Below are 14,840 nucleotides of genomic sequence, written 5' to 3'. Positions count from 1 at the left end.
GCCGACAGATTGATCAACAAGAAGTTCAGAGAACCCGCCCACGGCGATGCCGGGTTCGACTGCTCGGGCCTGACCCAAGCCGCCTACGCCGCCGCCGGCATCCGCCTGCCACGCGTCGCCCAAGACCAGTACAACGCCGCACCCCACGTCCCTGACCGCGCACCGCTCTTGCCTGGGGACCTCGTCTTCTACGGCACGCCAACCCACGTCCACCACGTCGGCCTGTACGTCGGCGGCGGTCGCATGATCGACGCACCGCGCCCACACGAACCCATCCGCGAGGAGCCCGTCCGCTTCGCTGGGGATGACTACCTGGGTGCCGCCCTGCCAGTTGCGGTGGGGAGGTGACGATCGTGGAGGAGGTTCAGGCGCTGTTGCGGGCGTTGACCCGTGCGCTGGCCGCCGTCGCCGTCATGGCTGCCGTCTTCACCGCGGTCAATGTCACCGGTTTTGCAACCGCCCATGGCATCGCCGGGCCGATCGCGATCCTCTTGGACCCGATGGTCGCCTTGGCCTTGGCCACGGTGCTCCTGGCCGACGCACGCCTGTCCTCCTGGGGGATCCGCCCCCCGAGGTGGTCCGCGGCGCTGCGCTGGTTCACCGGTATCACCGCCACCGTCATGAACACCTGGGAGTCACTGTGGCCAGACGGCCGCATCGGCTGGCCGCGCCATGCCGACCCAGCAGGGGTGCTCCTGCACGCTGTACCTCCCGTACTCCTGGTGCTCCTGACCGAAACGGTCGCCGCCTATCGCCACCACATCAACCAACCCCACACCACACCCCCACCGCCGTCCCCACCACACCTCAGCGCCCCACCGCACCCGGGAACCGAAACCGAAATCCCACCCAGGTACACCGGGTACACACCGCACCCGACCGAACCCGACGCCCACGGCGGGCCGTACCCGCCCGACAACGCGCCCGACACGGCGTACCCCGCGTCATCCCACGCCGGTGCTGAACTGGGCGTAGACGGCGATGTGTTCGCCCGCGCGCTGCGGTTGGACGCCGAACACCGCGCCCGCACCGGGCGTCCAGTCAGCATTCGGCGGCTCAAGAAGCATCTGCACCTCGGCCAGGCCCGCGCCCAAGCGCTGCGTACCCAACTTCAGGTACACCACGCAACCCGCACCCCGACCGCTCCCCTGAACGAACCCCACCCGGCAGACGGGTCCTCAACACACCTAACGCCAGGGAACACAACGCCGCTTGACTTGTCGGCGCATCCATAGCTCCATGGTCGTCGCCAACGGGACCACCGCGATGCGCACGCACCCGAACGGCACCAACGGCGCACTGTGCCGTACCCCGGCCGGGGACCTCACCACACCGTACCCGCACCACGGGAGAGGCCCCACCATATGACCACCCACACCACCGCCGAACAACACACCACCGACACACCCACCGCACCCGCGCCCGCAGCACTGACCGGCGCCCACGCCCAGATCCGGCAAGCCCTCAACGACCAGCCCGGGGCAACCGCCGCCATGCTGGCCCAAACCACCCGAATCTCCCGATCCACCGCCGCCAAAGCCCTCGCCGCCATGGAAAAGGACGGCCTCGCCCGCCGCGAACCCGGCACACCCGACGGCAACCGCCGCGTCGCCAGCCACTGGTACCCCAACCAGCCAACCCAACCCGACACCAACTCCCCCACAAACGAGGAAGTCGCAACCTCGGCACCCGAGGCCGCCGAAGAGGACGAAGCCGCACGGCCCGAACCCCCCACCACCACATCCACGGACGAGGAAAACAGCCCGCACGAAGATCACGCAGAGCCCGCCACCCCACCCATCGACGACGCCGAAGCCCCAGAAGCCGACGAGGCGGCCACGGACGGCAGCCCTCACCACGAGACCGAAGCCGCGCCGAACGAGCCTGTACCGCCAACGCTGACCGTCATCACCGGCGGCGGCAAGCAGCGACTTGCACCCGGCACGCTCCGCCAGATGGTGCTCAACCACCTACAAACTCACCCCGACGCGGAATTCACCGCCACCGCACTCAGCCGGGTCCTCGGAAAGAGCTCCGGAGCCATCGCCAACGCCCTCGTCACTCTCGAAAAGAACGGCCAAGCCCGGCAAGCCAACGACCACCCACGCAAGTACCAACTGCACGCTGACATCGAACAGTAGTCGCCCACCGCGCCCGTAGGGGTGGTAGGCCGCAAGACGCCTGCCACCCCGACCGATGACTACAACAACCACCCCACAACGGGCGGGCCGTCCCTCAGAACCCGATATCCAGGAGGCGTGCGATGTTTCATCCCGGAGACCGGATCGCCTTGGTCTACACCACAGATCCGCACACCCGCCTACGACCCGGCGACCAAGGCACAGTGACGGCCTACCAGCCAAACGCTCGTTGGGGCACGCGGTTGGACGTCGACTGGGATTCAGGATCGAATCTCACGATGCTGCTCGACGAGGGCGACCACGTACGCAAGCTGTAACGGACCCCGGTCCCCCAAGCCGGCAGGCCCCATTGCCCCGGCCCGGAAGCGGAAAACCACAGGCGGCGCGCGCCCTCGGCCCAAGGCTCAAGGCCCCAGGCCGCGGCGCGCTGACGTATCACGGAGGTGTGGGACGGGGCGGCCGCTCCAGTCAGTCGACGCCCGTTCCATTCCACCCGACGACGGTCAGTTGGCTGGAGCGAGTTGCACCTCGTCGTGTACGCCGGTGGCGTCGACGCTCGGGTAGAGGGCGAGGCGGCCGGTGTTCCAGCGGACGAGGACGTCGTTGGGGACGGTGTTGGTGGTGAAGGCGCCTGCGGCTACGACGGTGGCGTTGGCCCAGGCGGACTTGGCCTTTTCGATCTTGATTTCGGCTGGGATGCCCTTGGTGGTCAGGCCGGGGTAGATCGTGGTCTCGCCGTCTCTCCACCGCACCAGCAGGTCACCGGAGGTCTTGCCGGTGAACTCGCCCGCAGTGATCTGGTCGGCGTAGGTCCAGGTGGTGTTGGGCTTGGCCAGCTGGGTCTCGCGCTTGATCCCGTTGGCGGCGAGGTCCGTGTAAAGGGAGGTCTCGCCGTCCTTCCAGACCACGACCAGATCGTCACGGCGCCCGCCAGGGGTGTAGCGGCCCACGGTCATCTGACGGGCGTTCTGCCACGTGGCGTTGGGTGCGGCCAGTTGCTTCTCGCCGTGGAAGCCTTTGGCGTCGACGGTGGTGTACTGGGTGATCTTTCCGTCGTCCCACCGCACGATCAGGCCGTCGGTGTTGCCAGCGGTGAAGTTGGCACTGTCGATGGAGACGGCCTTGGCCCAGGTGCCCTTCGACGGCGCCAGCCGGTACTCGGCCGCGAAGGGCCGTGCCGGATCATTGCCGTCCGCACCCTGGTAGAGGGTTACCTCGCCGTCGATCCATTGGACGATGAGGTCCATGTGGCGGGTGCCGCCTGCCGAGCCGCCGGTGTAGTAGCCGGCGGTCATCTGCTGGGCGTACTTCCACGGCGCCTTGGCGAATGCGGTGGAGTAGCGCACCTGCTGGATCCAGTCGGCGAGGTCGTCAACGCGGGTGGCGACGGCACCCGTGCGGGTCTCGGCAGCGTCCGTTCCCAGACAGCCCCCCTGCCAGGACAGGCTGTCGACCGCGACCACCTCGACGCGACCATCGACGGTGCGCAGGGTGGGGCCGCCCGTGTCGCCCTTGCAGATCGCAGCGCCCCCGGCTGCCGCGAGATCCACCCTGGTCGGGTTGACGGCACCGACGGTGAAGGCGGCACTGTGCGCGTGATCGGGCACCCACTCGTCATGGGTGCGCCCGTAGCCGACCGACTGCACCTGCTCGCCGGTCGACGCCGCGGTGGTGGCGATGGTGGCGGGGGTGACGCCGGGAACGGGGTTGGCGAGCTTGGCCATGACCACATCGCGGTCGGCGCGGGGTACGAGTTCGACGACGTCCTGCACGCTGCCGGTGCTGGTGTCGGACAGGTTGGTGCGGCCGATGGTGGCCGTGGTCTTCAACTTGGGCGCCCCAGCTGCGACAGCAAAGCCTTGGGCGGGGTTGTCGGTGAAGCAACTCGCCGCGGTCAGCAGCCACAGGGGATCCACCAGGGTGGCGGTGCATCCGCGCTGTCCACCGATGTCGAGCTTGGCGGTGAACGCATAGGCCCCGTCGGCCGTCTGCGGGCCGGAGACCGCGCTGGCGGGCACGGTGCCCGTGGTGGCGGCTGCGAGGGTGGCGATGGTGAGAAGTCCGGTGGTCCACGTGGCGCGTGAACGGATGCCAGGCATGAGGGAGTTCCTTGGAAGGCAGGTGGCGGGCGCGGTGATGGGCGGGGCGGGCACGGCAGGAATGCCTCGTGTCCGCTGGGTCAGCCGGTGACGCGGATTTCGACCAGGGTCGTGGGTGTACCGGCGGCGGTGCCTTCGCCGACGCTCTTGAAGCCGCCCTTGGCGACGTCCACCTGCTGGGTGGGTCCTGCGGGTGTGCCCTGGGTCGGGTCTTGCGGCGTGAGGCTGGCGGTGAAGGGGTGGTCGGCGGCCCGCAGGTAGAACACGTGGGGCAGCTCGAGGGTGAGGTAGCCGGTCTTGGCGGTGGCCTGGAAGCAGTAGGTGGCTTGCTGGTCGGCGGTCTCGCCCTTGACGGTGGAGATCCTGATCTGCTGGCTGCCCTGGTCGCAGTCAGCCAGGGTGATGTGACCGTCGCCCTTGATCAGCTTGATGCCCTTGTCCTTAAGGATGCTCGCGGCGTTGGGGTACGCGAAGTCCTCAACTGCGGAAGGCGGTTGGGTGTCCGATGTCGACGGCGAGTCAGCTGCTGAAGTGGTGAGTGATTGCTGGCCAGTTGAGGCGATGGCTGGCGCGCCGAAAAGCGCGATGAGTGCGGTGGCGCCGACGGCGGCGAGTGTTGTGCGGACGCGGGAGGTCACCGGGGAAGGTCCTTCCAGACATGGGTGACAGCGCATCCGCGGCCCCCACACAGATGTAAGCAAACAGTGAAGATCGAGCGGGAGCGTACCGTTTACCTGGACATGACCACAACGTGACCAAACCCACAGGATGCACACAGGTCATCCTGAAGCGGTGGGCAGCTGGCTCGCTATCAACTTGGCTGGCTCGGAGCGCAACTCCCCTTCGTTGCAGGGTAGTTAGCTGACCCAGAACCCCGGTAAGGGAGTTCGCTCGGCGACTGCCATGGCGACGCGTTTGCGCCATTTAGCCCAGTTCGGGGCTGTCCGATAAAAATCCGTAAAGTGAAGGAATGGTAAAGGTGCGTGGCATCATCGCGCTCGCCGAACGACGGCAGGCAACTACCGTTGCCAGACAGCGAAATGAGTGTCGCTTTGAAACCCAGAAGACCCCCGGGGGGCATGGCGAGGAGGGCGTCCGGCGCGATACGCGCGCTATGCCTGAGCCTGCTGCCTATCGCTCTTGTCGCGGGCTTGATCGGGCCAACTCCCGTCCATGCCTGGGCCGATGACCAGCCGACCGCAAACAGCCCGACTGGCGTCATACCCGACACCGACCGCGGACGAGTAGTACGGCTGTGGGAGACCGGCGGCCCTGGCGTACGTGCCGCCGCCGAAGTCGCGCTGGCTGGAAGTGACGAACAGGTCCGGCACTTCCTGGCCCAGGCATCGGACATCGGCGTTCAGGACCAACGGATCCAGGCCGCGCGGATCGCCAGCATAGGCGGCCACTACGTGCAGGAAGCCGCCGCCCAGGCCATCGATGGGACCCCCGAGCAGCTGAAGGCCTTCCTCGCCGATGGATGGAAGGCGCCGCTGTTCCAGGACGAACGAGTCCGGGTCGCCCAAATCATTGACGCCGGTGGCCCGTTGGTGCGCAAGGCTGGGGACGCCGCGCTGAGCGGCACCCAAGACGATATCGAGAACTTCCTGCGGCAGGGGCAGTACGACTGGCATCAGCAGGACGAGCGTCTCCAGGTCGCGCAGATCATCGATGCCGGCGGCCCGAACGTGCAAAAGGCTGGCGATATCGCCCTGAGCAGCGGGTCGGCGGACGACATCCATGAGTTCCTCATGGTGGGCCGGTACGTGGCCCGCTCCCACGATCAGGAACACGCCACCATCGCTCAACTCGCCGACCAGGCACGTAAGGCTGGTGCGTTGGCGAAGGCACAGACCACTGCGGCCAAGGACGCGTCTGCGCGTGCGGTGAAGGCAGCCGCGTTGGCCAAGGCGGCAGCCCAGAAGGCGGCCGCTGAAACACAGGCCGCCAAGGGGGATGCGCAAACCGCTGCGGCGGATGCGGCTCGCGCCGCGGATGCGGCCGATCAGGCGGCAACTGCGGCGCAGACCGCCATCGATGCGGCCGCCGCGGCCAACGCCGCCGCACGGGTTGCAGCCAACGCCGCTGCCCAGGCGGCATCGGCAGCGGCTGGTGCAGCAGAGGCCGCCTCCCGGGCCCGCGACGCAGCAGCTGACGCGGCCTCCAATGCGACCCAGGCGGCCACCGCTCGTAAGGCCGCCGAAGACGCCCGGGACGCCGCCAAGGGTGCCCGGCTGGCAGCGGACGCTGCCGACCAGGCTGGGAACGCGGCCAGTGACGCGGCAGCGGCGGCCAAGGCGGCGGCTGGGGCTGGTGCCAACGCTGATGCGGCCGCGGACGCAGCGGACCAGGCCAACGCCTACGCTGACCAGGCCGGTGCCCACTCCGACGAGGCCAGTAACGCCGCAGCCTCTGCGCACCGTCACGCACGCGAAGCCGCTCGCGCCGCCAGTGCCGCGGAAGACCTGGCGAACCAGTCTGCCTCGGCCGCCCGTGACGCACGCGATGCCGCCAACTCGGCTGCCACTCATGCGGACAACGCCGCCAAGGCCGCCGATGACGCCGCAGCCCACGCCGGCCAGGCCGCCACCGCCGCCCAACAGTCAACGGAACACGCGAAGGCGGCGCAGGACGCCGCCAACGCGGCCAGTGACGCGGTCGCCAAGGCCAAGAAGACCTACGACCTGGCCCGCAAAATCGACGCCGAGGAACTGACCACCCGCACCAATGAGGGCATCGCCAAGGCTCAAGACCTCAAGGCACAACAGGACCGGCGCACTGCCGCGCAGCAAGCGGCCCTCCAGCAGACCAAGGACCTGGATGCCCAAGCCGGTCGGCTGTCCGAGCAGGCGTCCCAGCCGGGCGCCGACCCGAAGGCTATCGCCCCGCAGGCCCGCAAGATCGCTTTGGGTATCGCCGAGACCGGTGGTCCGTGGAGTTCCGCCGCCGCCGAGGCGGCGCTGGCGGGCACCGATCTGGAGATTACGGACTACGCCCGGACCGGCTGGAAGCAGGCCGCCGAACAAGACGACCGATACCGCGTTGAGACTCTGGCGCAAGAAAGCAGTCTCAACTCGGTCCGCACCGCCGCGCAGGAAGCCCTTAAAGGCAATGCCGACCAGATCAGGGCGTTTCTGACCACTGGCCAGTACCAGGCCGGAGAGCAGGACTTCCGGGTCCACATCGCCCAGATCATCTCCAGCGGCGGGTCGGTAGTTCAGCGAGAAGGCGACGCCGCACTCAGCTCCGGATCCTTGGACAAGTACCGCGAGTTCATCACCACGGGCCAGTACAACGCCCGTATCCAGGACGAACGCCTCCGCGCCGCGCAGCTGAACGACAGTGGCGGACCTGAAGTCCAAGCTGAGGCCCGCATCGCGCTGGAAGGCCCGGCGGACCTGCTCCACGTTTTCATCTCCGTCGGGCAGTACAAGGCACAGCGCCAGGATCTGCTGTCCGCGACCCACCTCGCCCAAGTGCAGCAGCTCATTGCGGAGGCAGCTGGAATCGCGGCAACGGCCCAGAAGAACGCCGCGGAGGCTGGTCAGGCTGCGGCCACCGCACGTAAGGCGGCGCAGGAGGCCGCCGGTTACGCCAAGCAGGCGGCGACGTCAGCCAACGAGGCCAAGAGCTACGCCGAGCAGGCTGCCAAGTCCGCCAAAGAGGCGGAGGATTCGGCCGCGAACGCAGCAGCCGCAGCCAAGACCGCCCGCAAGGCGGCGGCAGACGCCGACCAGTCGGCCCAAGACGCGGACGACTCGGCGATAGACGCGTCGATCTCCGCGACATTGGCACAGGTGTCGGCTACCAGCTCCTGGAAGTCGGCCGACGCCGCTCGCGCCTCAGCGATCGCTGCGGGCAAGGACCACGACGCGGCGGCCAAGGCGTTCGACGATGCCTTCCGCGCCGCTCTCAAGACCGAGGAGGCCGAGCGCCAAGCACGCCAGCAGGACGTGAAGAACGCAGAAGGGGAGAAGGCCCGGGAGCTGTACCGGTGCGGAATCCTCGGCTGCGAAGCGGCGGATCACCCGGCACGGTGGTGCCAGCACAACCCGGTTGCCTGCGAGATCATCGCCGAGGGCCCGGCCGTGGATGCCGCAGGGCAGCAGCTGTGGAACACGGAGAAGAGCTTCCTCGGGCTCGACCAACTCCAGAACTGCGCGCACTTCGAAGCAGGCGCCTGCGTAGAACTCCTGGCCAACGCAGCATTCTCCTCCAAGCTGGAGATCCTCCACCGGTCCGAGGAAATGCTGCGGGCCGTGCGATGGGGCCGCAAGTTGTGCGGCCAGTGCTTCCCATCCGGCACGAAAGTCCTGATGGCGGACGGCTTCACCCGCAACATCGAAGGCATCCGAGCAGGCGACACGGTCCTCGCCACCGACCCGACAACCGGCCGGACAGCACCACGGCGTGTGATCCGGCCGATCGTCACCGATGGCGACAAGCACTTCGACGAACTCACACTCAAAAGCGGCGACAAGGGCTCAGCCAAACTCGTCGCGACCGACGAGCACCCGTTTTGGAGCCCGGCGACGCACAGCTGGGTCAAGACCAAGGACCTGACACCGGGCGCAACGCTGCTGAGCACGCACGGAACCGTCGTCAAGGTCCTCGCCAACCGCGCCTTCGACCAGCAGGCACGCACATACAACCTGACCGTTGACGGCCTGCACACGTACTATGTACTCGCAGGCGGCACTCCCGTACTCGTTCACAACAGCGACGGATGCCTTCGGTTCGTCGATGGTGAGATCTGGGATGACGCATTCGAGGCATCTGGTCAGACGGTTGAGACCATGGCGACAGTGCGCACGGCCAGTGACACGGTGTACCTGGACGGCTTCATGGTCTTCCCGAAGGGAACTGACGGGCTCAGCCGAGCACCTGTCGGCCCCGATGCGCTCAGGGACATGAAATACGCGCTGGCGAAGCAGGCGCATACCGAGGGATTCAAGACTGTCGTGCTCAACTACGAGCGTCACATTCCGAAAGCGGATGGAACGATATTCAAGCGTCCTGGCTCCATGGTCCTGGACGTGGAGAAGATCCTGGCAGGAGGGTAGGCGTGGACCGATCGCGCTTGGATGCGCTCGCATCGAGGTTCATCGAAAACGGGCCAACGGAAAAAGAGGTGGTGCTTCAAGAACTGCGTGATCTCGGAATGTCTCCGATCGAGGCGATCTACGTCGCTTCCAAAGTTCTGGGCCTGTCGTTGCCGGAAGCAAAAACAGCTCTCTACGAGAGCGCATCGTGGCGAGACCGGCACGAAGGTTGGCAGGACGTTCAGTCCTCCCTGGGCGACAAACCGGTTTAGCCTCGATCCACCGATCGATTGCCTGCCTGTCGGATACGACAACGCGGGCGCTCTGTGACTTGGGTGATTGGACTTGTCCAGGGCCCCATGTAACCGGAAGAAGTGAACACCCGCGAGATGCGATCTCCACACGCATCAGGGGCACCTGATGCCGCCTTCGATGACGCGTGTTTGATCACGCCGGCCGGTCATGTACCCGTGCCCCGGCAGGTCGAGCGGCAACATTCGCACGCTGTGGTCACCCCCACCACCGGTGAGCTGACCTTTGAGGCCGAGGTGACGAGATGCCCACCTTCACCAGACGGCCCAAGGCCCAGCAAGGTCACCGCCCGCCTGAGCGTACGGCGGGCGGTGGACCGGGGCCCAGCCTGGCCGCCTCCCACAAGGGGTGCAATGCGCAGTCGAGGAGTTGCTGTTCGTCGGGACGGAAGGTGACGCACCGGCGTCCGTCGGCGGCGAAGTACCGGCTGGTGCCGAGTTCGTCGGACAGGTGCAGCCACCCGGCCTCCTCCAGCGGGGCCAGGCCTGGTGTGCCGTAGTAGCCGTGGTTGCCCGCCAGATAGCGGGGGTCACCTTGGGAAGCGACGCGTACCACTGCTCGAACGACCGCACGGGGCGTGGGTTGGTCATGATGGGGGTCTCCCTTCGGGGATCTCGAAGCAGGCCGGAGCGCCTGTTCGGTGCGTGGGTGGGGCGAGGAGTGGCGAAGCAGGAAACGTCTGTTGTGTTGACGTCGCGCCGGTGTCCGGGGCTGGATTGTTGGGTGGTTAGTGGACTTCGGCGTGTTCGAGCTGGTCGGCGTCGATCCAGTGGGTTTCGCCGTCGTCGTAGGTGAGTCCCCAGAGCCCTTCGGTCCCGACGGCAAGGACGCGGCCGTCGAAGGCGCGGGGTGGTGTGCCACGGTGGGCGGTTACGCGGATGATCTGGTCGGTTTTCAGGCCCCGCCACATGGCGTGGAGGGTCTTGAGTGATACGGCCATGTCGGTCTCCGTAATGTGTCCATGGCGGGGGGTTAGTGGGTGGTGATGGCGGTGGTTGCGGCTTTGGCGATCGCTGCGGCGGCGCGGGCTGGGTCGCCGAGTTCCAGGAGGGTGGCGCCGGGCAGGGGCCGGGGGTCGGGGGCGAAGGCCAGCCACAACACCGCGCACCCCGCGTTGCGCAGGCCGGTGATGCGCTCGGCTGCTGCGGCTGCTTCGTCTGTCGTGTAGTAGCCGTCGGAGGCGATCACCAGCAGTCGGCCCGCGCCCGCTTTCGCCAGTTCCAACCCGGCGGTCAGGGCGTCGATCGCTTCGGCGAGGCTGTGGCCCATACCGGTTGCTGCGAACTCGGTGACGTGGTGCGGGGCGCGGCCGGGTGTGGTGATCGCGGTGAGGGAGGTGTGGTAGGCGACGGTTGCGGTGCGGGAGTTGGGGTCGGTGAGGGCTGTGGCTTTGGCAGCGATCCAGGCGGCCGAGGCGATCGGGGCGGTAGCGGCCCGCATTGATCCGGAGACGTCGACCGCGATCCCGACCCGCAGTGGTGGGCTGGGAGTGGGGCGGCGCTGGGTGTGGATCCAGGGCAGCGCGGTCGGGGTAGCGCCTGCCGCCCTTTGCGCGTCCCGCGCGAGGGCGCCGCGCATGTTCAGCCGTCCGGGCGGGGCGGCAGAAGCGGTGACGGTCTCGGTGCGCTCGCGGTAGGCGGCGGCCCGCAACGCGCGCGCCAGCTGTCCGGCAGCCGCCTTTTCGGCCGGGGTTGGGGGGCGGGTGCCGGTGATCGGCGAGTGGGCGCGCGAGCCAGGATGTGGCTGTCCGGGCGTGAAGGGGCGTGCGCCGGGTGCGAAGACGCGGGCGGCGATCTGGGCGGCTTGCCACTCGTGCGCCGCCTTGGCGGCCTTCGCTTTGCGGCGGGCGGAAGCTGCGGCGGCGATCGCCGCCTGCGCAGCAGCCAGCGCGGCCTCGTGCGCCGCTACGCCTCGTACGACCTTGCCGATCGCCTCGGCCAACACGCCCGCGTGTCCACTGTCGGGTGCGGGGACGGGTTCGGGCTGGTCGGGGTTCGCGCCGAGTGCGGTGCACCAGGCGCGGGCGTGGTCCAGCATCGCTTGCGTGTCGGTGTCGGCGGTGTGGTGGGCGGCTTGCCAGATGGCAGTGAGGGTGGCCAGGAGGTCGCCGCCGAGGATGCTGGTGACGGTGTCTTCGAGAGACTTGGTCTCATCCGCGTCGAGGATTCCGGCGTCGCGGCGGGCCAGGATCAAGGCTGCGGCGCAGGCGGCCTGCCAGGCATCGGCCGGTGCCTCGGCGGTGAAATCCGGCATGACCAAGGCGCCGACAGTTGCCCGGAGGAATCGGCGGTCTGCGGGGCGCCGGGCGAGGTGCGCGCGTTCGGCCCGGGACTCCTCCAGCAACTGCCCTGCCGTATCAACCGCCGTTCCGCGCAAGGGTGGTGGAGTGGTCCAGGTGCTATGGGCTGCGTGTGCGGCCTCGTGGACCAGTGCTCCCCAGGCGGCTGGGTAGCGTTCCTCGTCGCCGGGCTGCTTGGGGTCGAGGGTGGCGGGGTGGTGCGGGGCGAAGACGGTGGTGTCGATCTCGATCGTGGCCAGGTCGGGGAAGAAGGCGGCGGGGGCTCCGGAGACGGTGCCGTCTGCCTCGCAGGTGACGATCACGTCGTCGCGGCCCGCGAGGTCGGGGAGGCGCTCGGTCAACGCGGCCGAGACACGCAGCCACTGCTCGGCTTTCGACGTTGGGCGCAGTTCGATGGCCGGGCCGCCGTCGTCCTCCCAGCGGGCGGTGGCCAGCTCGGTCTCGCTCACCGGCGGCGGGGCGTGGTGGATGTGGGTGTGCGTGGGCATGGCGGATCGTTCGCTTTCGTGAGGTGGAAGGGGGGTGTGGGTGTGGTTCGGTGTCAGAGTTGGCGGCCGAGGGCGAGGGCGGTGACGGGTTTGCCGGTGGCCTTCGTGACGATCTCGGCGATCGTGTCGCGGTCCTCTACGGGGGCGATCCCGACCAGGTTGGCGAAGGCGGCCTCTGGCCCGAGGACGTCGGCGATCTTTTGGAACGCGATCAGTTCGCGTAGTTGTGGTGCCCAGCCGACCTCGCCGGTCTGTTGGCGGGTGGCGATGTTGCGGGCGATGCGCACCGCCGTCCCGTTGATTTTCAAGGCGGCGGCCAGGTCGTAGTCGGAGCCCACCTGGATCTGCACACTGAACCGCGAGGCGAGGGCTTCGGTGAGGATCGCACCGTGTACACCCGGATTGTGACCGGCGATCACGTAAAACCCGTCGTCGGCCGTGATGGTCTCGCCTTTGTGGGCCTTGACCTGGATCTGCCTGCGGCCGTCCATCGCCGGATACAGCGCCGCCAACACCTTTGGCGAGATCAGCGTGGCATCGTCCAGGAGCAGGGCGCGGCCTTCCTGCATCGCGGTGACGAGGGGGCCGTAGTTGAACTCGTAGCCGCCGCTGGCGTTTTGGGTGTATTCGCCGATCAGGTCGCCGACCGTGGTGTCGCCGTCCCCGGCCACCGTGATCAAGTCGCCGAACGCCGCCTCGATCAGTGAGGTCTTGCCCGTGCCCGGAGGGCCATAGAGGAGGACCGGGACGTTCGCCTCGCGCAGCCGCCGCAGCGCCTCCACATCAGGCAGGTTCGCCAAGGCCCTTGGGTGGTAGCGCTGCCCGTTGGGCCGCATGATCGGCACCGGTCTGCCCCGTGAGGCAGAGGGCGTTGCCGTCGTCGGCAGGGCGGGGTTTGGAGTGGCGCGGCTTTGGCTGGGTGGTGTGGTGGCCGGGCCGTGTGCCGCAGCGACGGTCGTGGTGGCAGTTGCCCGGTAGGTTCGGGGCTGATTGCCGATCCGTGCGGCTTGCCCTCGGGCGAGAAGGGTTTCCAGGGCGTTGCCGACCGCGCCGCCGGAATGCCCAAGCTGGTTGGCCAGTTCGGTCACGGTGAACGACATGCTCGGCTGTGCGGCCAGGATTCCGGCGATCCGGGCTCGCAGCTCACCCGGACGTGCCTTCGAAGTCCCCGGAGTGCCCTGAGCTGCTGGCGGCGTGGTCATGGAAGGTAGCTCCGATCGTGTGCGTCGCGAGGGGGGTCGGCTACTTCTCGGCGGGCGGTGTGGGCGGCGGGATGTGAGGCCGACGCGGCGGTTCGGGCGGTCGGGTCATGGGCTCCAGCGGTGATCTGGGCCGAGGGATGCGGGGGATGACCGGGGCGTTGTCGTCAGACGCGTCGCGCATACGGGCTCTCCGTCTACAAAGGGGGCGCGCAGGGTGGGGGGTGGCGCCGCCCGCAGGGGGCTTGCGGGCGGCGCGAGTTGGCCTTGATGACGGGCCAGGGTTGGTGTTCAGCTGCCGGTGTGCCAGTCGGTCGGCGACTTCCCGCCCCGGGTAAGCCACCGGTCGAGGGCGTCGATGCCTTCCAGGGCCTCGATGGCGACACCGGACCAGTCACGGTCGCGGTGGGCATAGATCTCGTCGATCCGGCTGATCAGCTGGCGCAGTACGCGCAACACGGTGTCGGGATACATGACCGCCTCACACCCCACTCGGATCGGGCAGCCGGTAGGTGGTGCCGCGAAACCGGATGCCGTACGTGTCGAGGTCGGATGGGTCTCGCATGGCGCGGTACGCACCGGGCATGAACGTCAACCCGCCGCACGTGAGGGGTACTCCGGTGCAGATCACCGGCCAGCCCGCCAGGAATCCCACCTCGCCGGTCAAGGTGACGGTGCGGTGCGCCCCCAGGACTGCCTCGATGCCGATCCGGCGTGCCACGTCGCCTGTTACCACCTCGGCCATGACCGTGATGTGCGCGTACGCACGGCCGCAGGCCACGTCGGCCTCGACGCTGGCGAGTTCACCGTGGATCACTACTGGTCTGCCGAGTCTGCCCAGGCCCGCCCATTGCATTTCGGGGGTGGCTACGGTCTCGAACTCGATCACGTTCCCGGCGTGCACCGGCCGCAATCGGGTCGCATTCATCACGCGCTCTGCATTCATGCAGGCTCCTTCTGTTTTTGGCCGCACTTCACCCGTGACGGATATCCTCCGCGAAGGCGTTAGCGGCTTTCCCCTTTCCCGTTTTCCGGGAACAATTCAAATATAGCTCTGGTCGCGGGGGTCGCAGGGCCATAATCCGGCTTGATAATGCTGGAATTCTCGCGAATTCACGACGCTTTATCTGGTGAATTCACGGGTGCTCGACGGGAACGGTCGTGGGGGCGGTTTGCCACGACCGGATCACAGCCACACCCGGCGGCGCGGCCCCGGCGGCGCGGCCCCGGCGGCGCGGCCCCGGCGGCGCGGCCCCGGCG

The 14,840-nt window shown here is 68.1% G+C and carries 16 protein-coding genes; 6 read left to right on the top strand and 10 right to left on the bottom strand.

The window, feature by feature from the left end:
• Positions 1-9 precede the first annotated feature (9 nt).
• A complete protein-coding gene (locus O5O46_RS04630; protein WP_333482331.1) occupies positions 10-348 on the top strand; it encodes a C40 family peptidase in 339 nt (112 codons plus the stop codon).
• Positions 349-364: 16 nt separating this feature from the next.
• Here the strand turns inward: O5O46_RS04630 and O5O46_RS04625 are convergent, their stop codons facing one another.
• The gene (locus O5O46_RS04625; RefSeq protein ID WP_269853947.1) at positions 365-523 is read right to left on the bottom strand and encodes a hypothetical protein; all 159 of its coding nucleotides are present in this window, start codon (positions 521-523) and stop codon (positions 365-367) included.
• 421 nt (positions 524-944) lie between these two features.
• A complete protein-coding gene (locus O5O46_RS04620; RefSeq protein ID WP_269853946.1) occupies positions 945-1,124 on the bottom strand; it encodes a hypothetical protein in 180 nt (59 codons plus the stop codon).
• 115 nt (positions 1,125-1,239) lie between these two features.
• Here O5O46_RS04620 and O5O46_RS04615 point away from each other — a divergent pair, with 115 nt between their 5' ends.
• The 3 genes from O5O46_RS04615 (at position 1,240) to O5O46_RS04605 (ending at position 2,458) form a co-directional block, all read left to right on the top strand.
• The gene (locus O5O46_RS04615) at positions 1,240-1,368 is read left to right on the top strand and encodes a hypothetical protein (RefSeq protein WP_269853945.1); all 129 of its coding nucleotides are present in this window, start codon (positions 1,240-1,242) and stop codon (positions 1,366-1,368) included.
• Positions 1,365-2,141 (top strand): MarR family transcriptional regulator, encoded by a 777-nt coding sequence (locus tag O5O46_RS04610; RefSeq protein WP_269853944.1) that lies wholly within the window; start codon positions 1,365-1,367, stop codon positions 2,139-2,141. Before O5O46_RS04615 ends, O5O46_RS04610 begins: the two co-directional genes overlap by 4 nt.
• Positions 2,142-2,245: 104 nt before the next feature.
• Positions 2,246-2,458, top strand: a complete 213-nt coding sequence (locus tag O5O46_RS04605) for a DUF4314 domain-containing protein (protein ID WP_269854557.1) — start codon at positions 2,246-2,248, stop codon at positions 2,456-2,458.
• 186 nt (positions 2,459-2,644) lie between these two features.
• Here O5O46_RS04605 and O5O46_RS04600 read toward each other — a convergent pair whose 3' ends face one another.
• A complete protein-coding gene (locus O5O46_RS04600; RefSeq protein WP_269853943.1) occupies positions 2,645-4,240 on the bottom strand; it encodes a S1 family peptidase in 1,596 nt (531 codons plus the stop codon).
• An 80-nt stretch (positions 4,241-4,320) separates the two neighbouring features.
• On the bottom strand, positions 4,321-4,878 hold the full coding sequence (locus O5O46_RS04595) for a hypothetical protein (RefSeq protein WP_269853942.1): 558 nt from the start codon (positions 4,876-4,878) through the stop codon (positions 4,321-4,323).
• Positions 4,879-5,319: 441 nt separating this feature from the next.
• On the opposite strand from O5O46_RS04595, the gene O5O46_RS04590 reads away from it, so the two are divergent.
• Both O5O46_RS04590 and O5O46_RS04585 read left to right on the top strand, forming a co-directional pair.
• Positions 5,320-9,303, top strand: a complete 3,984-nt coding sequence (locus O5O46_RS04590; RefSeq protein WP_269853941.1) for a polymorphic toxin-type HINT domain-containing protein — start codon at positions 5,320-5,322, stop codon at positions 9,301-9,303.
• 2 nt (positions 9,304-9,305) lie between these two features.
• Positions 9,306-9,554, top strand: coding sequence for a hypothetical protein (locus tag O5O46_RS04585; RefSeq protein ID WP_269853940.1), 249 nt, complete (start codon positions 9,306-9,308; stop codon positions 9,552-9,554).
• 322 nt (positions 9,555-9,876) lie between these two features.
• On the opposite strand, the gene O5O46_RS04580 is transcribed toward O5O46_RS04585, so the two are convergent.
• From O5O46_RS04580 to O5O46_RS04555, 6 genes are all read right to left on the bottom strand, one after another.
• Positions 9,877-10,149 (bottom strand): hypothetical protein, encoded by a 273-nt coding sequence (locus O5O46_RS04580; RefSeq protein ID WP_269853939.1) that lies wholly within the window; start codon positions 10,147-10,149, stop codon positions 9,877-9,879.
• Positions 10,150-10,321: 172 nt separating this feature from the next.
• Positions 10,322-10,534: a hypothetical protein gene (locus tag O5O46_RS04575; protein WP_269853938.1), complete on the bottom strand. Its 213-nt coding sequence runs from the start codon at positions 10,532-10,534 to the stop codon at positions 10,322-10,324.
• Positions 10,535-10,566: 32 nt separating this feature from the next.
• Positions 10,567-12,381, bottom strand: coding sequence for a VWA domain-containing protein (locus O5O46_RS04570; protein WP_269853937.1), 1,815 nt, complete (start codon positions 12,379-12,381; stop codon positions 10,567-10,569).
• A gap of 53 nt (positions 12,382-12,434) precedes the next feature.
• Positions 12,435-13,511: an AAA family ATPase gene (locus tag O5O46_RS04565; protein WP_269854556.1), complete on the bottom strand. Its 1,077-nt coding sequence runs from the start codon at positions 13,509-13,511 to the stop codon at positions 12,435-12,437.
• A 360-nt stretch (positions 13,512-13,871) separates the two neighbouring features.
• Positions 13,872-14,054 carry a hypothetical protein gene (locus O5O46_RS04560; RefSeq protein WP_269853936.1) on the bottom strand — a complete coding sequence of 61 codons (183 nt, stop codon included), beginning with the start codon at positions 14,052-14,054 and terminating at the stop codon, positions 13,872-13,874.
• A 7-nt stretch (positions 14,055-14,061) separates the two neighbouring features.
• Complete coding sequence (locus tag O5O46_RS04555) at positions 14,062-14,526, bottom strand: hypothetical protein (protein ID WP_269853935.1); 465 nt, start codon at positions 14,524-14,526, stop codon at positions 14,062-14,064.
• Between the last annotated feature and the right edge of the window lie 314 nt (positions 14,527-14,840).

Origin of the sequence: Streptomyces sp. RPT161 (genome assembly GCF_027533845.1) — a bacterium.
GTDB classification, from domain to species: Bacteria; Actinomycetota; Actinomycetes; order Streptomycetales; family Streptomycetaceae; genus Streptantibioticus_A; species Streptantibioticus_A silvisoli_A.
The sequence above is the reverse complement of the archived record's forward strand: the minus strand, read 5'-3'. Positions and strand labels throughout refer to the sequence as shown.

Bases quoted from the DNA above. Each gene is read 5' to 3' on its own strand.
- O5O46_RS04615 (WP_269853945.1), top strand. From the start codon at position 1,240: ATGGTCGTCGCCAACGGGACCACCGCGATGCGCACGCACCCGAACGGC.
- O5O46_RS04610 (WP_269853944.1), top strand. From the start codon at position 1,365: ATGACCACCCACACCACCGCCGAACAACACACCACCGACACACCCACC.
- O5O46_RS04600 (WP_269853943.1), bottom strand. From the start codon at position 4,240: ATGCCTGGCATCCGTTCACGCGCCACGTGGACCACCGGACTTCTCACC.
- O5O46_RS04590 (WP_269853941.1), top strand. From the start codon at position 5,320: ATGGCGAGGAGGGCGTCCGGCGCGATACGCGCGCTATGCCTGAGCCTG.
- O5O46_RS04575 (WP_269853938.1), bottom strand. From the start codon at position 10,534: ATGGCCGTATCACTCAAGACCCTCCACGCCATGTGGCGGGGCCTGAAA.
- O5O46_RS04570 (WP_269853937.1), bottom strand. From the start codon at position 12,381: ATGCCCACGCACACCCACATCCACCACGCCCCGCCGCCGGTGAGCGAG.
- O5O46_RS04560 (WP_269853936.1), bottom strand. From the start codon at position 14,054: ATGTATCCCGACACCGTGTTGCGCGTACTGCGCCAGCTGATCAGCCGG.
- O5O46_RS04555 (WP_269853935.1), bottom strand. From the start codon at position 14,526: ATGAATGCAGAGCGCGTGATGAATGCGACCCGATTGCGGCCGGTGCAC.